Annotated in this window: 16 protein-coding genes; 10 read left to right on the forward strand and 6 right to left on the reverse strand. The window is 35.2% G+C overall.

The window, feature by feature from the left end:
• Positions 1-135 precede the first annotated feature (135 nt).
• A complete protein-coding gene (locus M2326_RS13490; protein ID WP_264620078.1) occupies positions 136-567 on the reverse strand; it encodes a TerB family tellurite resistance protein in 432 nt (143 codons plus the stop codon).
• Positions 568-758: 191 nt separating this feature from the next.
• Here M2326_RS13490 and M2326_RS13495 point away from each other — a divergent pair, with 191 nt between their 5' ends.
• Genes M2326_RS13495 through M2326_RS13505 form a run of 3 tightly spaced genes read left to right on the forward strand, consistent with a single transcriptional unit; the run spans position 759 to position 3,355 of the window.
• On the forward strand, positions 759-1,352 hold the full coding sequence (locus M2326_RS13495) for a HupE/UreJ family protein (RefSeq protein ID WP_264620079.1): 594 nt from the start codon (positions 759-761) through the stop codon (positions 1,350-1,352).
• Between the two features lie 2 nt (positions 1,353-1,354).
• Positions 1,355-1,786, forward strand: coding sequence for a deoxycytidylate deaminase (locus M2326_RS13500; RefSeq protein ID WP_264620080.1), 432 nt, complete (start codon positions 1,355-1,357; stop codon positions 1,784-1,786).
• Positions 1,787-3,355 (forward strand): S41 family peptidase, encoded by a 1,569-nt coding sequence (locus M2326_RS13505; RefSeq protein ID WP_264620081.1) that lies wholly within the window; start codon positions 1,787-1,789, stop codon positions 3,353-3,355. It abuts the gene before it with no gap.
• Between the two features lie 6 nt (positions 3,356-3,361).
• On the opposite strand, the gene M2326_RS13510 is transcribed toward M2326_RS13505, so the two are convergent.
• The 3 genes from M2326_RS13510 to M2326_RS13520 form a co-directional block, all read right to left on the reverse strand.
• The gene (locus M2326_RS13510) at positions 3,362-3,976 is read right to left on the reverse strand and encodes an NAD(P)/FAD-dependent oxidoreductase (protein WP_264620082.1); all 615 of its coding nucleotides are present in this window, start codon (positions 3,974-3,976) and stop codon (positions 3,362-3,364) included.
• Positions 3,976-4,179 carry a hypothetical protein gene (locus tag M2326_RS13515; RefSeq protein ID WP_264620083.1) on the reverse strand — a complete coding sequence of 68 codons (204 nt, stop codon included), beginning with the start codon at positions 4,177-4,179 and terminating at the stop codon, positions 3,976-3,978. The genes M2326_RS13510 and M2326_RS13515 overlap by 1 nt, the downstream gene beginning before the upstream one ends.
• Positions 4,180-4,403: 224 nt before the next feature.
• Positions 4,404-4,979 carry a MarC family protein gene (locus M2326_RS13520; protein WP_264620084.1) on the reverse strand — a complete coding sequence of 192 codons (576 nt, stop codon included), beginning with the start codon at positions 4,977-4,979 and terminating at the stop codon, positions 4,404-4,406.
• A 154-nt stretch (positions 4,980-5,133) separates the two neighbouring features.
• On the opposite strand from M2326_RS13520, the gene M2326_RS13525 reads away from it, so the two are divergent.
• The 5 genes from M2326_RS13525 to M2326_RS13545 all read left to right on the forward strand — a co-directional run bounded on the left by M2326_RS13525 (position 5,134) and on the right by M2326_RS13545 (position 10,532).
• Positions 5,134-5,718 carry a DUF3109 family protein gene (locus M2326_RS13525; protein ID WP_264620085.1) on the forward strand — a complete coding sequence of 195 codons (585 nt, stop codon included), beginning with the start codon at positions 5,134-5,136 and terminating at the stop codon, positions 5,716-5,718.
• A gap of 249 nt (positions 5,719-5,967) precedes the next feature.
• On the forward strand, positions 5,968-6,945 hold the full coding sequence (locus M2326_RS13530; RefSeq protein WP_108740108.1) for a ribonucleotide-diphosphate reductase subunit beta: 978 nt from the start codon (positions 5,968-5,970) through the stop codon (positions 6,943-6,945).
• A 358-nt stretch (positions 6,946-7,303) separates the two neighbouring features.
• Positions 7,304-9,691, forward strand: coding sequence for a ribonucleoside-diphosphate reductase subunit alpha (locus M2326_RS13535; protein WP_264620086.1), 2,388 nt, complete (start codon positions 7,304-7,306; stop codon positions 9,689-9,691).
• Between the two features lie 204 nt (positions 9,692-9,895).
• Positions 9,896-10,129 (forward strand): NYN domain-containing protein, encoded by a 234-nt coding sequence (locus M2326_RS13540; RefSeq protein WP_264620087.1) that lies wholly within the window; start codon positions 9,896-9,898, stop codon positions 10,127-10,129.
• Positions 10,056-10,532 carry an NYN domain-containing protein gene (locus M2326_RS13545; protein WP_264620088.1) on the forward strand — a complete coding sequence of 159 codons (477 nt, stop codon included), beginning with the start codon at positions 10,056-10,058 and terminating at the stop codon, positions 10,530-10,532. Before M2326_RS13540 ends, M2326_RS13545 begins: the two co-directional genes overlap by 74 nt.
• 194 nt (positions 10,533-10,726) lie before the next feature.
• Here the strand turns inward: M2326_RS13545 and M2326_RS13550 are convergent, their stop codons facing one another.
• Positions 10,727-11,215 (reverse strand): PAS domain-containing protein, encoded by a 489-nt coding sequence (locus tag M2326_RS13550; RefSeq protein ID WP_264620089.1) that lies wholly within the window; start codon positions 11,213-11,215, stop codon positions 10,727-10,729.
• Between the two features lie 435 nt (positions 11,216-11,650).
• Between M2326_RS13550 and M2326_RS13555 the strand changes: the two genes are divergently transcribed.
• Positions 11,651-12,991, forward strand: coding sequence for a glycoside hydrolase family protein (locus M2326_RS13555; RefSeq protein ID WP_264620090.1), 1,341 nt, complete (start codon positions 11,651-11,653; stop codon positions 12,989-12,991).
• A gap of 189 nt (positions 12,992-13,180) precedes the next feature.
• Here M2326_RS13555 and metE read toward each other — a convergent pair whose 3' ends face one another.
• Positions 13,181-15,499: a 5-methyltetrahydropteroyltriglutamate--homocysteine S-methyltransferase gene (metE, locus tag M2326_RS13560; protein WP_264620091.1), complete on the reverse strand. Its 2,319-nt coding sequence runs from the start codon at positions 15,497-15,499 to the stop codon at positions 13,181-13,183.
• A 167-nt stretch (positions 15,500-15,666) separates the two neighbouring features.
• Here metE and M2326_RS13565 point away from each other — a divergent pair, with 167 nt between their 5' ends.
• Positions 15,667-16,128, forward strand: a complete 462-nt coding sequence (locus M2326_RS13565; RefSeq protein WP_264620092.1) for an Lrp/AsnC family transcriptional regulator — start codon at positions 15,667-15,669, stop codon at positions 16,126-16,128.
• Positions 16,129-16,140 lie beyond the last annotated feature (12 nt).

Here is a 16,140-nt window from a genome sequence, read left to right on the forward strand (position 1 = left end):
ATTAGACTTAAATATAAGAAAAAAGGAGTAGAAATCCATAGATATCTACTCCTTTTTATGTGTCAATTTATTAGAAAGACTTTTTCAGTGCCCTCGAAATTTTTCAAGAGCTTTTTTTTATGAGTTTGTCAAGTATTACTTGTACATATTCTGCATTTCGTACACAAAAGTGTCAAAATCTACTTTTTTGTCAACTAATGAAAGTGCTTTTGCAATAATATAATTTACATTGCTAGGTGTAAATCCTAAACCTACTGCAATTTTTTTCAAAATTATTTCTTGTTTGTCTCCCAAATGGTGATCTACGTGTACCATTCTGGCCAAATCATACATACGTTCCAATCTTTGTGTATACAAATAAGGAGGGTTGATTGGGTAAAGTGCCGGGTTTGCTAAAATCTCTTCGTATTCAGAAGCAGAAATTTCAAGCTTCGTAGCTAGTTTGTCCAAAAAGTTTTTCTCCTCTGGTGCTAATACACCGTCGGCTAAAGCAAGACGAACAATAGAAGAAAAGTGACCTTTGTTTCTTTGAGTGAATTCGCTATCAAATAAATCTGAAAATGACATAGTAATTGTTTTTTATGGCGCAAAGGTAATTTATTTTTTATTTCTTTAAATTCAAAATCATATATTTTTAATACTTATCTGGTTATCTGAGATAATAAAGGCCGTGTGATGCCGATTTATGATGCTAAATTCATCGTTTTCAAAAATAATCGTAAGTTTACAATCCCAAACAAATTTAATGCATAAAAGTGATGTCTGAATTTTTAATTTATTTTCAATTAGGATTAAAGCATATTCTAAATGTCTATTCCTATGACCATGTTTTATTTCTAATTGGTCTAGCTGTTCCTTATAGTTTTAAGGATTGGCAACGTATTTTAGTACTAGTGACCATGTTTACTATTGGTCATTCGATGGCATTATTACTAGTCATTTTTGGAATCGTAGCAATCAAAGTTAGTGTAGTCGAGATGCTTATTCCAATCACAATATTGATTGTTGCTCTTTTTAACCTTTTTACTGCAGGTAAAACAAATAAAAAGGAAAGTATTAATCTGATTTTTTTTGTAACCCTATTTTTTGGAATCATACATGGGCTTGGGTTTTCAAGTTATTTTAAAGCCATTTTACCAGGAGGTACCGTTTCAAAATTATTGCCTCTTGCTGAATTTTCTTTAGGGATTGAGGCAGCCCAGTTAGTAATTATTGTAGTTACCTTAATTTTGTCCTATATTGTACAAACATTTTTTAGGTTTTCAAAAAGAGATTGGACTTTGGTCATGTCCGCTTTTATAATCGGAGTAGTAATCCCTTTGATAGTGGCAAATAAAATTTGGCTTAGATAATTATGGAAAAATCAAAATTAAATAAATACGACAAAGCATACCTTCGAATTGCAACCGAATGGGGACAGTTGTCGTATTGCAAACGCAAAAAAGTAGGGGCTATAATTGTCAAAGATCGAATGATTATCTCTGACGGTTACAATGGTACCCCATCTGGATTTGAAAACTGTTGTGAAGATGAAGAGGGTGTGACTCGTTGGGATGTGCTACATGCAGAAGCAAATGCGATCCTGAAAGTAGCACGTTCGACACAATCCTGTGAGGGAGCTACCTTATATATTACCCTTTCACCTTGCAAAGAGTGTAGTAAGTTAATCCATCAATCGGGTATAAAACGCGTCGTGTACAATAATGGATACCGTGATGAATCTGGAATCGATTTCTTAAAAAAAGCAGGGGTAGTTGTAGATCATATAAAGGACTTAAAAGACTAGATGGAATTTCAGCCAAAACACGTACCTATTATTGTTGGTCTTAGCTTAGCTATTGGCATTGTTTTGGGCGGAAGTCTGTTTGCACCTAAAGGAAGTCAGTATTTAGCTAGGAATAATTCTAAAGAAAAGCTGAATAAGTTAATTGATTTTATCGAAAATGATTATGTCGACGATGTCAATACAGATTCGATTGTTGAGCTTACCGTAGATAAAATAATGAGCCAATTGGACCCACACTCAGTTTATGTGCCACCAAAAGAACAACAGCGAGTTGTCGAAAACATGCGTGGTGATTTTGTTGGAATTGGTGTTAACTTTTACATGTTCAAAGATACTTTGGCGGTCATTCGTCCAGTAGAAAACGGACCTTCTGCAAAAGCAGGAGTCAAAGCGGGAGATCGAATTTTATATGCTAATAATGCCAAGCTTTTTGGTCGAAAGCTGCCTTCAGATAGTTTGTATTCTAAGTTGAAAGGAAAACAAGGTTCGGATGTGGCACTTACTATTTATCGAAAATCTGAAAACAAAAAAATAACCATCAACCTCAAGCGAGATGTTATTCCGTTGAAAAGTGTTGATGCGTCTTTGCTATTGAATGCCAAAACTGGATATATTAAAATTAACCGTTTCTCTGAAACTACCTACTCCGAATTTAGAACTGCTTTGTTGCAGTTGAAAAAATTAGGGATGAACACCCTCATCCTAGACTTACGTGATAATGGAGGTGGTTATATGGAAAAGGCGATTGCAATTGCTGATGATTTTTTAAAAGAAAAACAGCTGATTGTTTTTACTAAAGATAAAAAAGGAACTATTGATAATACTTACGCTACTAAAAATGGTGCTTTCGAAAATGGAAAAGTAGTAGTGCTAATTAATGAAAATAGCGCATCAGCTAGTGAAATTTTAGCAGGAGCCATTCAAGATAATGATCGCGGTACCATAATAGGTCGACGTTCTTTTGGTAAAGGATTGGTTCAGCGCGAAATGGAGTTTGATGATGGTTCTGCTGTTCGATTGACTGTAGCGCGTTATTATACACCTACAGGACGTTCCATTCAAAAATCGTATGCTAGTGGGAATGAATCGTATTTTAAAGAATCGGAATCTCGTTTTGTAAATGGTGAGTTGTATGCAAAAGATAGTATTAAAATTGCGGATAGCCTGAAGTTTAAGACACCAAAAGGGCGTATTGTTTACGGTGGCGGCGGAATCGTTCCTGACGTTTTTGTGCCTGTGGAGATGCAAAATGCAAATGTGAGTTATTTGATGCAGTCTGGAATTGTTGGTAATTTTGTTTTCGAACAATTGGATAGACAACGATCTGAATTTAAAGGTAAGTCCTTTGATGAATTTTCGAATCAGATGAATGGGACCGAACGTTATTTTGATGCTTTTCAGAAATTTGTTTTTAACAATAGATTGGCGCTTTCTTTATCGAAAGACAAAGAGATTGTAAAGCGTTACTTAAATGCGGAATTTGCACGCCAATTGTACGGTGAAAATCAATATTATCAATTGCTTTTAGATCATGATAAAATGGTACAAAAGGTTTTGGGTAGGCAATAATATTTTTTATTTTTCTCGAATACTATCGTGTGCGTGAGTCTGTTCGCCTTCATTCCATAATGTGAGTAAGTCTGTGGCTACTGCAGCACCACTTCCGGCTGCAATTGCAAGTTGACTTCTCCATCCTGCCAAAGTTCCAATCACATAAATACCTTCTGCTACTTTATGATCCTTATTTCTCAACTGAATGCGGTTTTTTATGGGGAGTGACTTTTGATGTGTTTCAACATAATTCATCAAGCCTTCGATGTCAAACGTGTTGGTGGAACCAATTCCTATAACAACGGTGGCTGTTTTGTAGGTGCTTTTGTTGGTTGTTACCATGAACTCAGGAAAAGTTCCTTCGATCTTAATAACTTTTTCGTTTTGAATTTGTGTAATATGAGGATAGCTTTCGGCTAAATGCGCTGTTGAGGTGTGGAGTAATTCAGAACCCAATGTTCCAGGAACAATTCCATAAGCATTATAAAAAATTGCATCTTGTAAGGCAGATGTCTTTTGGTGTGTGATAATGGTGATTTTTTTATCCTTGGCAAAGTTTTTCTGTTGAGCAGAACCTAATACAAGTGCACAGGAAATTCCAGATACGCCACCGCCAATAATGAGAGAATCAAGTAGCATTATAATTTGTCATTCAATCTGTCGTCAATTTTCTTAGAGGTTTTAAAAATAAGAAGAATTAAAACAGCACAAAGTGAAGCAGCAATTCCAATGAAAGCTACAGCGCTATCTCCATGAAATAAATTTTTAAAGTCTAACATAGTAATGTTGAAAATAATAAGGGAAACAGCTAAAATAACTAGTATATTAATAAAAATTTTCATGAGGTATAGTTTGTTGTTTTATATAAATGTCTTAATCAAAATTTGAACTGATGGTGCCGATTTTTTTGTGTTTATTTACAGCAAATTAGAACATGGTTTAATAGGTTTTGAATAAGTATGCTTCATATACTATTGCTATATTGTCACATAAGAAAAACGCGTTTGTGTCTTTTGTTAGTTGCCTATAACAGTGGTATTAGGAAGCAAATTTATAAAAAATATGTTTAAATGAATAGTCCTTTAACATTAGCGGCAAATAATTTAACAGCTATTGCGAGTAGAACGATTCCAAAAGTTTTGCGAATAACACCTAATCCGTCTTGGCCTAGCAGTTTTTCTATTTTAGACGAAGATTTTAAAACGAAGTATACAACGGTGATATTGAGTACGATGGCGATCACGATATTGATCGTGTGGTATTGAGAACGTAACGATAATAGCGTGGTCATGGTTCCTGCTCCTGCTACAAGGGGAAAGGCGATAGGGACTATTGAAGCAGAACTAGCTTCTTCGTCGCGATAGATTCTAATTCCTAATATCATTTCGAGAGCGATACAGAACAAAACAAAAGATCCTGCTACAGCAAAAGAGTTGACGTCTATTCCGACTATTTTCAGGAATTCTTCACCTGTGAATAAAAAAATCAACATAATTATGGCAGCCACAATAGAGGCTTTCCCAGATTCGATGATACCGTGTTTTCTTTTTAAGTCAACGATTATAGGGATCGATCCGACAATGTCAATTACGGCAAAAAGGACCATCCCAACAGTAGCTATTTCTCTTAAATCTAAAAACATATTTTTTTAACAAATATATTATTTTTTGTTGAATTACTGCAATTGTTGTTTTTATTTTAAAGAATTTGTTTTCAGGAATACTGTAGTTTAAGTTCTTCGTATTCATTTTTGTTTGACTACCTTTGTGCTTTATAATTTTAGTCAATATACCTCCATGTTTCAATTAGGAAAAACCATCGTTTCAGAAGATATTTTAGGGAAAGAATTTGTTTGTAACTTGTCTGCTTGTAAAGGAGCCTGCTGCGTCGATGGAGATGCTGGTGCGCCTTTGAGTGAGGAAGAAACAAAAATTCTTAAAGCTATTTATCCTAAAGTAAAACCATTTCTTCGTAAAGAAGGAATTGAGGCTATTGAAGCGCAAGGAACTTCGAGAGTAGGTACAGATGGCGATCTCGAAACGCCGCTAATTGACGAGAAAGATTGTGCATATGTAATTTTTGATGGTAAAACTGCCTTATGTGGAATAGAGCAAGCCTATAATCAAGGAGAAGTTGATTGGAAAAAACCAGTTTCGTGTCATTTATATCCGATTCGAATTAAGGATTTCTCAGAATTTGCTGCTGTAAATTACGATAAATGGGACATATGTGATGACGCCTGTTCTTTGGGTAAGGAATTAGAGGTTCCGGTCTATAAATTTGTCAAAGAAGCCCTTGTGAGAAGGTTTGGAGAGGACTGGTACGCAGAGCTTGATTTGGTTGCTCAAGAATGGAAAAGTCAAGGTTCAAAATTGCGCTAAATCCCTTTGTTTGTAGTCTTTAAGAGTGCTTTTCGCTACCGCATTTTCTACTTTTTTAAGTTTTCAAAATATTGATTTTCAGTTAATTGCGAATTCCGCAATTAATTTGCTGTTTTTTATCTTTGTTAAAAACTATCACCAATTGTGGATAAGTTTGACTTTTAAAATACGCAATATTTCGCCATCTTTGTACTCCGTAAAAACGGGTATTTTTTACGTTAATTTTCAATAAAATAAAACTATATAGATATGTCTCAAGTTGAACCAATTTTACAAGAGAATAAGAATCGTTTTGTGATTTTCCCTATCAAACACCATGATATTTGGGAATTTTACAAGTCTATGGAAGCTAGCTTCTGGACGGCTGAAGAAATTGATTTGTCACAAGACTTAAATGACTGGAATAATAAGTTGAGTGATGATGAAAGATACTTCATTAAACACATTTTGGCTTTCTTCGCTGCTTCTGACGGAATCGTAAACGAAAACTTAGCTGAGAACTTTGTTAACGAAGTGCAATATGCTGAAGCTAAATTTTTCTACGGTTTTCAAATCATGATGGAGAACATTCATAGTGAGACGTACTCACTATTGATTGATACCTACGTGAAAGACGAAGCTGAGAAAGATGACTTATTCAACGCATTGGAAGTTTTTCCAGCGATCAAGAAAAAAGCCGACTGGGCTTTGAAATGGATTGACTCTGATTCATTCGCAGAACGTTTAATAGCTTTTGCAGCAGTAGAAGGGATTTTCTTCTCAGGAGCTTTTTGTTCTATTTACTGGTTGAAAAAGCGTGGTTTAATGCCAGGTTTGACTTTTTCTAACGAATTAATTTCGCGTGACGAAGGTGTTCACTGTGATTTTGCAGTGCATTTACACAACCACCACTTGATTAACCCTGTGTCTAAGGAAAGAATCAGAACGATTATCGTTGATGCTTTGAATATTGAGCGTGAATTTATCACAGAATCGTTGCCAGTAAGTTTGATTGGTATGAATGCTGTATTAATGACTCAATACTTAGAGTTTGTTGCTGATAGACTTTTGGTTGAGTTAGGTTGCGAAAGAGAATACAATACAACAAATCCATTCGACTTTATGGACATGATTTCGTTGCAAGGGAAAACAAACTTCTTCGAAAAGAAAGTTGCCGAATATCAAAAATCTGGTGTAATGAACACAGATGGTGATGCTCAAAAAATTAGTTTCGATGCTGATTTTTAACAATTTACCGCAAAGACGCAAGGGCGCAAGGAAAAGTTTTAAAATAATGGAATAGTGATTTATTGCAGTTTTTAGAAAATTTAAAAAAGATGTTTAATGATAAAAGTTACTTCTGAATTCATCAATCGTTAATTTTTTAAAGATCATTCGTGATTTGAATGCAAATTTCCTAGCCCCGATAGAAGTGGAAATCCTTTTGGTTTTTTCTTTAAAAACCAAAAGATTGAAACGGATAGCGGGAATAGCTCCAAAATAATAATAATTAGAATGCTCGGGATTAGTTTCCCAAAAACACAACAATTAACGAATACCCGAAAAACAGAGAAGGGATTTTCTGTTTTGAAAAACAAAAAAGCTTATGTACGTAATTAAAAGAGATGGTAGGAAAGAACCTGTAATGTTCGACAAAATCACAGATAGAATTAAAAAGCTATGCTATGGTTTGAATGATTTAGTAGATGCTGTGAAAGTGGCAATGCGTGTGATCGAAGGACTTTACGATGGGGTTTCTACATCTGAATTGGACAATCTAGCAGCAGAAACGGCAGCGTCAATGACTATTGCGCATCCCGATTATGCTCAATTAGCAGCTCGTATTGCTATTTCGAATTTACATTCGAATACCAATAAATCGTTCTCTGAAACTATGGACGAAATGTACCATTATGTAAATCCAAGAAACGGACAAAAAGCACCTTTGTTATCGGATGAAGTACATGCAGTAATTCAAGAAAATGCTGAATTTTTGAATTCGCATATCATATATAATAGAGATTTCAATTATGATTACTTTGGTTTTAAAACACTAGAGCGTTCGTACTTGTTGAAAATAAACGGAAAAATTGTAGAGCGTCCGCAACATATGTTGATGCGTGTATCGGTTGGGATTCACTTAGATGATTTGGATTCAGTATTGGAAACATATGACTTAATGTCTAAAAAATTCTTTACGCATGCAACGCCTACCTTGTTTAACTCTGGAACTCCAAAACCACAAATGTCTTCTTGTTTCCTTTTGGCAATGCAAGATGATAGTATTGACGGAATTTATGACACGTTGAAACAAACGGCAAAAATCTCTCAATCTGCTGGTGGAGTAGGACTTTCTATTCACAACGTACGTGCTACAGGTTCATACATACGTGGAACAAACGGGACGTCAAACGGAATCGTACCAATGCTACGTGTCTTTAATGATACGGCTCGTTACGTAGATCAAGGTGGTGGAAAACGTAAAGGTAGTTTTGCGATTTATATCGAAACTTGGCATGCGGATATCTTTGATTTCTTGGACTTGAAAAAGAATACAGGAAAAGAAGAAATGCGTGCTAGAGATTTATTCTTCGCTATGTGGACTTCAGATTTATTCATGAAACGTGTACAAGAAAACGGAATTTGGACTTTGATGTGTCCTAACGAATGTCCGGGATTGTATGATGTATACGGAGAAGAATTTGAAGCTTTGTACGAAAGTTATGAAAAAGCAGGTAAAGGTAGAAAAACCATCAAAGCACATGAATTGTGGGAGAAAATTCTAGAATCGCAAATCGAAACTGGAACACCTTATATGTTGTACAAAGATGCGGCCAACCGTAAATCAAACCAAAAGAATTTGGGTGTGATTCGTTCGTCAAACTTATGTACGGAGATCATGGAGTACACTTCTCCAGATGAGGTTGCTGTATGTAACTTGGCTTCATTATCATTGCCAATGTTTGTTGAAAACGGAAAATTTGATCACGAAACATTTTTTAATGTTACAAAACGTGTAACTCGTAACTTGAACAAAGTAATTGATAGAAATTACTATCCAGTAAAAGAGGCAGAAAACTCCAATATGCGCCACCGTCCAATTGGATTGGGAGTACAAGGATTGGCAGATGCTTTCATCATGTTGCGTTTACCTTTTACCTCTGATGAGGCTAAAAAGCTCAATCAAGAAATCTTTGAAACCATGTATTTTGCAGCAGTAACTGCTTCGATGGAAATGGCCAAAGAAGAAGGTCCTTATTCATCATTCAAAGGTTCGCCAATGTCTGAGGGTAGTTTCCAATTTAATTTATGGGGAATAAAAGACGAAGAGTTATCTGGTCGTTGGGACTGGGCATCTTTGCGTAAAGAAGTAGTAGAACATGGAGTGCGTAACTCATTATTGGTAGCGCCAATGCCTACTGCATCAACTTCTCAAATTTTAGGTAACAACGAGGCATTCGAACCATATACTTCAAATGTGTACACGCGTCGTGTGTTGTCTGGTGAGTTTATTGTGGTAAACAAACACTTATTGCATGATTTAGTGGATCGTGGATTGTGGAACGAAACCTTGAAACAAGAATTGATGCGTAACAACGGATCAGTTCAAGATTTGGATATTCCGCAAGACTTAAAAGAATTGTACAAAACAGTTTGGGAAATGTCTATGAAAGATATTATCGATATGTCACGTCAACGTGGGTATTTTGTAGATCAATCGCAGTCATTGAACTTGTTTATGCAAAACGCAAACTATTCAAAATTGACGTCAATGCACTTCTACGCTTGGCAATCAGGATTGAAAACAGGAATGTATTATTTGAGAACAAAAGCAGCAGTTGATGCAATCAAATTTACCTTGAACAACGATAAAAAAGCAGAACCAGTTTCTGAAGAAATTCAAACAGAAGCAATTAATATTGACGAGTACAAAAAGATGATTCTACAAGCGCAAGCTGACGGACCAGAAGATTGTGAAATGTGTGGGTCTTAATAATATTAGATAGAAAAACCCTTGCTAATTAATTTATTGGCAAGGGTTATTTATATATCTTAAATAAAATTTAATCAATTCTTTTTTTAAAGATTTGGTTATATTTACTTGTGGGTGTAAAAAAAGAAACGCCTCTATTGAGGCGTCGGACTAAAGATGCTATCTTTAGCGTTGTTTATGTTATGCAAATATAAGGAAAAAAAGATGAGTGAAACAAGTGTTTTGGTAAAAAAAGAAAGAGTTATCGTTTACATCGATGGCTTTAACTTATATTTTGGGATGTTAGAAGCAGGATTTGATTACTGTAAATGGTTAGATGTGATTCAGTTATCTAAAAATTTATTACAGCCTAATCAAGAATTGGTTGAGGTTAAATATTTTACAAGCAGAGTTAGTAATAATCCTGAAAAGCAAAAAAAGGCAAAACACATATATTGAAGCGCTTGAAGCTAGTGGTGTTAATATGTTTTTTGGTAATTATCAGTCAGATAAAATAGAATGTAAAAGATGCAAAAATGTTTGGCCTAAATTTAATGAAAAGATGACTGACGTTAATATTGCAACGCAGATTTTAATCGATGCTTATCAGGACAATTATGATATGGCGATGTTGATTTCAGGGGATAGCGATTTGGTTCCACCAATGATTGCTGTTCATGAAAACTTTAAAGACAAGAGAGTATTTGCTGCATTCCCACCAAGAAGACACAATCAATCAGTCTCAATCGTTGCTAAAGGTTCGTTGACTATAGGAAGAAAAAAGCTTGTTGATAGTCAATTTCCATTGGAAGTTGCAAAAAGAGACGGATTTATACTATCAAAACCAAATGATTGGTTTTGATAGGAAGACTTGATTGTGCTTTTTTTTTCAACTATAATTTATTAATATAATTCCGGTTTTGTTCGTTTTAATAAAATGATAATTTTTCTTACATATGAAGCCATTCAGGATCTTGAAAAATAATTTCTTCATAAACTATCAGGGTAAAAAAAGGATACGCTTATTAAGTAAATTTAAATAGAATAAAATTCTATTCAAGAAGCAATTCGTTCAAAAGCGATGTAATTAATGAGTTCACCTTTTTTGTTGAATTTTGGATAGGCTTCGATCTCACATAGGTAAGTACTACCGTCTTTTTTGTAATTGATCAATACTTCTTTGAACGGTAAGTTGTTTTGAAGTGCGACTTTTATTTTTTGTCTACTTACTGTAGAAGTCAATTCGCCTTGGAACATTTTTGGTGTTTTACCAATTATTTCGTGTGCTTGATAACCATTCATTTGATGTATACCATTGCTCGCAAAAACAATTTGTTGCTTTGAGTTGGTGATCAAAATCTGTGTTTCTGCATTTGAAGCGATGGCACTGAAATCAACTTTGGATTTCCAATGTTTTTGAATGGAAACAAATTTGTTGATTTCATTGGTATGGCTAGCAAAAAACTCCCATGAAAGTAGGGGTAAATGTAGAATTCGTAAACTGTTGCTATATTTGACTAAAGCTTTATCATATTCAGGTGTCATGGTCAAACATTTAAAAATTAAACTTAAATTTCAATCTTTTAAATAGTAGCATTGTAACTCAAATTTTTTTTTTCGAAAAGTAATCTACTATTGAAGGTCAAATTTAGGTATTTAATAGAAATAAACTTAGTTCTCTTTTAAACTTTAACTTCCGTTTAAAGTTGCTATGTTTGAATTAATGAAGTGTCAGTAGTTGATTATCAGCCTATTTTTGTGGTTGTGTTCTCAAAAATCAGGAAAGCCATATCCAAGCTCAGGGAGAAGTTATGAAACATAATTAGTAAAAAACAGTTAAGATTATTTGTTATTAATGGATAAATCAAGGCGTATTCTGGGTAATATTACACTGTTAATATACCTTCTTTAATCTTAAAATTGACGCTTCAATACTGCTACACTTGTGGTGAGTAGCGTTCTACTAATAAATTCAGAATTATGATGAAAAAGAATAGTACTTTTCTAATGTTGTTAATGGGGACTATGATGGTTTCTACCATTGGAGGTTGTCAATCGACCAAGAAAGCGTCTGAGGTTACGCAAGTCGGGATAGAGCAAAATTTAGTTCCTGCTATTTTTAAAGTTGCGGGTGTAGGATATCAAGGTCCAAGCCAAAAGGAAATTGATAAATTGCCGGTTTTCACCGTAAACCCAACAGAAAATGCGACCAAAACGATTAATAAAGCCATTCTTGAAGCGAGCAAATCAAAAAATGGAGGAAGAGTCGTTTTGAATCCAGGGAGGTACGTAGTCGATGGATTGGTTTTAAAATCAAATGTGCATATGCTTTTGAGAGCAGGCGTTCTGCTTAGGGCTGATCAAGATGATGTGTCAAAACGAAATCAAGTCAAGCAAATCTTCGAAATTGGGACGGAGGAATCTCTGGAAAATGTTTCTATAATTGGAGAAGGAAAAGGAGATGCGAGAGCAAGAATTAAATACGTTCGTGAAAATAGTGATCCTAAAAAAGGAGGTTCGAGAGCATTCTCAATAGGTAGAGTCCAAAATTTATTTATTCAGAATGTCGTAATTGATGACGAACAAACTCGTTTTTCTGGTGTGGCATTTACATTCAAAAAAGGAGATAATAGCAAAGACGGTTGCGCAACAAACGTAACGGTAGATAATGTTGAGCAAATCAATGCATCGTATGGTTACGGGTTGATTCAGGCCAACACGGGGTCCAATATGTTGCTTTCAAATCTTGTGTGTAGCGGTGGTGTAGCAGCGCGTATTGAAACGGATAACCGTGGACGCGAAGCTCAAATTAAAGTTGGGGTTGATAATATTCGAATAGAAAATGTGACGAGTATCAAAGGGAAATGTGCAGTATATTTCAAACCTCACAATTTAGTTAGTGGTACTGTGACTGTGGATGGAGCACATTCGATAGGATCACAACTTTGTATCGAAATTAGAGATGGCCGAGAGGGTGGACGCTTCGCAGCTGATTCATGGATTAAGAATGTTACAGCTGTGTACACGCTGGATGCACCGGTACATTTTTCTGGAAAAAGTAGTATTCCAAATTGTTTACTGTCTTATTTTAAAGACGATATAAAGGTAGATGCAGAAAACAAAGGTGTTCGACAAGGCCCGTCAATTGCGGTAATTGGTGACTATGTGGGGCAAATTAAAATTGATAAAGCTTCGGTTTCGGCTTCTGTACCTGCACAGACAGAACCAGCAAATACAGTTGCTGCAAGAGTATTAATTGTTACAAAAGATGCTTATCGAGGCAAAGATGCAGATAAGCAGTGCGGGGAAAAAGCGTATTAAATATCCTGTACAGTTAGTGAGCTGGCTGTTTATAGCTAGTATGTTAATTTTTTAAAAACTAATCCAATTATAAATGCCCTTTTCAAATTGATTTGAAAGGGGCATTTATGTGTAATACAACAATTACTTTATATTTGTAAAAGAAAGTTGAAGTAATAAGTCACATTGTTTAATTCTAGGGTTTTGAAATTAAACCACTTCTAGTGCAGCTACTCTCATTTTTTGAGCTGCTTTCACCATTTCGATCAATGCTTTTTTAGTTTCATCCCAATGACGGGTTTTCAAACCACAATCGGGGTTTACCCACAATTGTTTTATAGGAATTACGGATGCTGCTTTTTCTAATAAGTTCACCATTTCGTCATTTGATGGCACTCTTGGGGAGTGAATGTCATAAACTCCAGGGCCAATTTCGTTAGGATATTTAAAGTCGGCAAATGCATCTAACAATTCCATCTGCGAGCGTGAACATTCAATTGTAATCACATCGGCATCCATGTCGGCAATGTTTTGAATAATATCGTTGAATTCACTGTAGCACATGTGCGTGTGTATTTGCGTGTCATCAGCCACGCCGCTAGCCGAAATTCTAAATGCTTTAATAGCCCAATCCAAGTAATTAGCCCATTCCTCTTTTTGCAATGGCAGTCCTTCACGGATAGCGGGTTCATCAATTTGAATGATTTTGATTCCTGCTTTTTCCAAATCTACTACTTCATCACGTATCGCAAGTGCAATTTGTGTGCAGGTAGTTGAGCGCGGTTGATCGTCACGTACAAACGACCATTGTAAGATAGTAACGGGTCCGGTTAGCATTCCTTTTACCCATTTTGGAGTAAGGGATTGTGCATATTCTGCCCATTTTACGGTCATTGGACTAGGACGGGAAACATCACCGTAGATAACGGGTGGTTTTACACAACGACTTCCGTAACTCTGTACCCAACCATTTTTGGTAAAGGCAAAACCTGCTAGTTGTTCGCCAAAATATTCCACCATGTCATTGCGCTCAAATTCACCATGAACCAAAACATCAATTCCCGATTGCTCTTGAAAACGAATCGTTTCTTCGGTTTCTTTCTTCAGTAAGGCATCATATTCTTTGGTCGATAAATCTCCTTTTTTGAATTTAGCTCTCCAGCTTCTCACTTCTGGGGTTTGTGGGAATGATCCGATGGTTGTCGTTGGGAATAAGGGTAGCTGTAGGGATTTTGCTTGTTGAATACTACGTACAGCAAAAGGATTATTTCTTTTAGAATCATTTTCTTCAATAGAGGCAACTCTATTTTTTACAGCGTCATTATGAATGATAGTAGCCGTTTTGCGCTTTTCGTTTGCGACTGTGTTTGCTTCAAACTGCGCTTGATCGTACTCGGTAATTTCATTAGTTGCTAAATTTCGAAGCACTACAACTTCTTCAATTTTCTGTTTAGCAAATGCCAACCACTGTTTTACTTCCGTACTTAAATTTTCTTCATTAGTTTCTAAATCCAAATCGCAAGGAGAATGAATCAAGGAACAAGAAGTTCCAATTAAAACACGATCAGTTCCCAAAGCATCAATTGCTTTTTGAATGAGTTGTAACGATTTTTTGAAATCATTTTTCCAAATATTTCGACCATCCACAACACCCAATGATATTTTTGTATTAGGTGCTAATAAATTCGATTCTAAAATATCATCCAATTGTAACGGACAACGAACCAAGTCCAGATGGAAGGTGTCAACAGGCAGTGATAAAGCAGTTTCTATATTATTGCCAAAACAATCAAAATAATTGGCCAATTGAATTTTGAGAGTTGGAAATTGTTTGTGAATTTGATTGTAGGTTTTTACAATAGCCGCGCGTTCTAGATCAGTAAGATTAAGTGCCAAAAAGGGTTCGTCAAACTGAATTTCACTTGCACCTTCGCATTGTAATTTGGTTATAATTTCAAAATATACAGGAAGTAATTTGTCTAGAAGATCAATTCGATGAAAGTCAGCTTCTTTTTCTTTACCTAATAATAAGTACGAAACTGGTCCAATCAAAACCGGTTTTGATGTGATTCCGATGGTTTTTGCTTCTTTAAATTCGTCGACTACTTTTTCAGAAAATAAATAAAATTTTTGGTTTTTTGTAAATTCAGGAACAATATAATGGTAATTGGTATCAAACCATTTGGTCATTTCCATAGCTACTACATCTTGGTCGTTTTTTTGAGCTCCTCTAGCCATTGCAAAATACAAGTCTAAAAACGAATTAGTTTCCGCAAATTCATGGTAGCGCTCAGGAATAGCACCTACAGTCAAACTCAAATCCAATACTTGATCATAGAATGAAAAGTCATTTGACGGAATAAAATCGATTCCTATTGCAGCTTGTAGTTTCCAGTTTTCTAGACGAATTTTTTCACCAGTTTTCAATAAAGCCTCTGTCGTAATTTTTCCTGCCCAGTATAATTCGTTAGCTTTTTTTAATTCTCTGTTGCTTCCGATACGTGGGTAACCTAGATTATTTGTTTTCATTAAAGTAGAATTTATTTTTAGTATTTTTTACTATACAAAGGTATATACTTAGTAAATACTACTAAAATTTAAGTATTTATTGCGTAAATTGAACTGAAAAAATGTAATTTTGTAGTTTTTATTTCTAATTCATTTCGAATAAGCTAACCTTTGCAGTAATTAATCCTATGGAAAATCTAGATGCCATCGATATTCAGATTCTAAAACGCCTCCAGACCAACTCAGATATCAACATAAAAGAGCTTGCAAGCGAATTATTCCTGACTTCCACACCTGTATATGAACGTATCAAGCGCTTGGAGCGTGACGGATATATCATGAAATATGTCGCCTTATTGGATAAAAAGAAGTTGAAATTGGGTATGACCGTTTTTTGCAACGTCCGTTTGAAGGAGCACGCAAAAAATGTAGGAGCCAATTTTGTGAAAGATATTGTAGCACTGCCGGAAATTATAGAGTGTTATAACATTGCAGGGGATTATGACTTTATGCTCAAAATTCTAGTTGAAGATGTGGCGAGCTATCAAAACTTTGTCATGCACAAACTATCGACAATTGAGAATATTGGGAATACGCAAACCATTTTTGTAATGGGCGAAATTAAAAATAGTACTGCTTTGCATTTTTAATTTTTTCGAAAA

This window comes from Flavobacterium psychraerolatum (assembly GCF_025960985.1).
Classification (GTDB): Bacteria; Bacteroidota; Bacteroidia; order Flavobacteriales; family Flavobacteriaceae; genus Flavobacterium.

Bases quoted from the DNA above. Each gene is read 5' to 3' on its own strand.
- M2326_RS13490 (WP_264620078.1), bottom strand. From the start codon at position 567: ATGTCATTTTCAGATTTATTTGATAGCGAATTCACTCAAAGAAACAAA.
- M2326_RS13495 (WP_264620079.1), top strand. From the start codon at position 759: ATGTCTGAATTTTTAATTTATTTTCAATTAGGATTAAAGCATATTCTA.
- M2326_RS13500 (WP_264620080.1), top strand. From the start codon at position 1,355: ATGGAAAAATCAAAATTAAATAAATACGACAAAGCATACCTTCGAATT.
- M2326_RS13505 (WP_264620081.1), top strand. From the start codon at position 1,787: ATGGAATTTCAGCCAAAACACGTACCTATTATTGTTGGTCTTAGCTTA.
- M2326_RS13510 (WP_264620082.1), bottom strand. From the start codon at position 3,976: ATGCTACTTGATTCTCTCATTATTGGCGGTGGCGTATCTGGAATTTCC.
- M2326_RS13515 (WP_264620083.1), bottom strand. From the start codon at position 4,179: ATGAAAATTTTTATTAATATACTAGTTATTTTAGCTGTTTCCCTTATT.
- M2326_RS13520 (WP_264620084.1), bottom strand. From the start codon at position 4,979: ATGTTTTTAGATTTAAGAGAAATAGCTACTGTTGGGATGGTCCTTTTT.
- M2326_RS13525 (WP_264620085.1), top strand. From the start codon at position 5,134: ATGTTTCAATTAGGAAAAACCATCGTTTCAGAAGATATTTTAGGGAAA.
- M2326_RS13530 (WP_108740108.1), top strand. From the start codon at position 5,968: ATGTCTCAAGTTGAACCAATTTTACAAGAGAATAAGAATCGTTTTGTG.
- M2326_RS13535 (WP_264620086.1), top strand. From the start codon at position 7,304: ATGTACGTAATTAAAAGAGATGGTAGGAAAGAACCTGTAATGTTCGAC.
- M2326_RS13540 (WP_264620087.1), top strand. From the start codon at position 9,896: ATGAGTGAAACAAGTGTTTTGGTAAAAAAAGAAAGAGTTATCGTTTAC.
- M2326_RS13550 (WP_264620089.1), bottom strand. From the start codon at position 11,215: ATGACACCTGAATATGATAAAGCTTTAGTCAAATATAGCAACAGTTTA.
- M2326_RS13555 (WP_264620090.1), top strand. From the start codon at position 11,651: ATGATGAAAAAGAATAGTACTTTTCTAATGTTGTTAATGGGGACTATG.
- metE (WP_264620091.1), bottom strand. From the start codon at position 15,499: ATGAAAACAAATAATCTAGGTTACCCACGTATCGGAAGCAACAGAGAA.
- M2326_RS13565 (WP_264620092.1), top strand. From the start codon at position 15,667: ATGGAAAATCTAGATGCCATCGATATTCAGATTCTAAAACGCCTCCAG.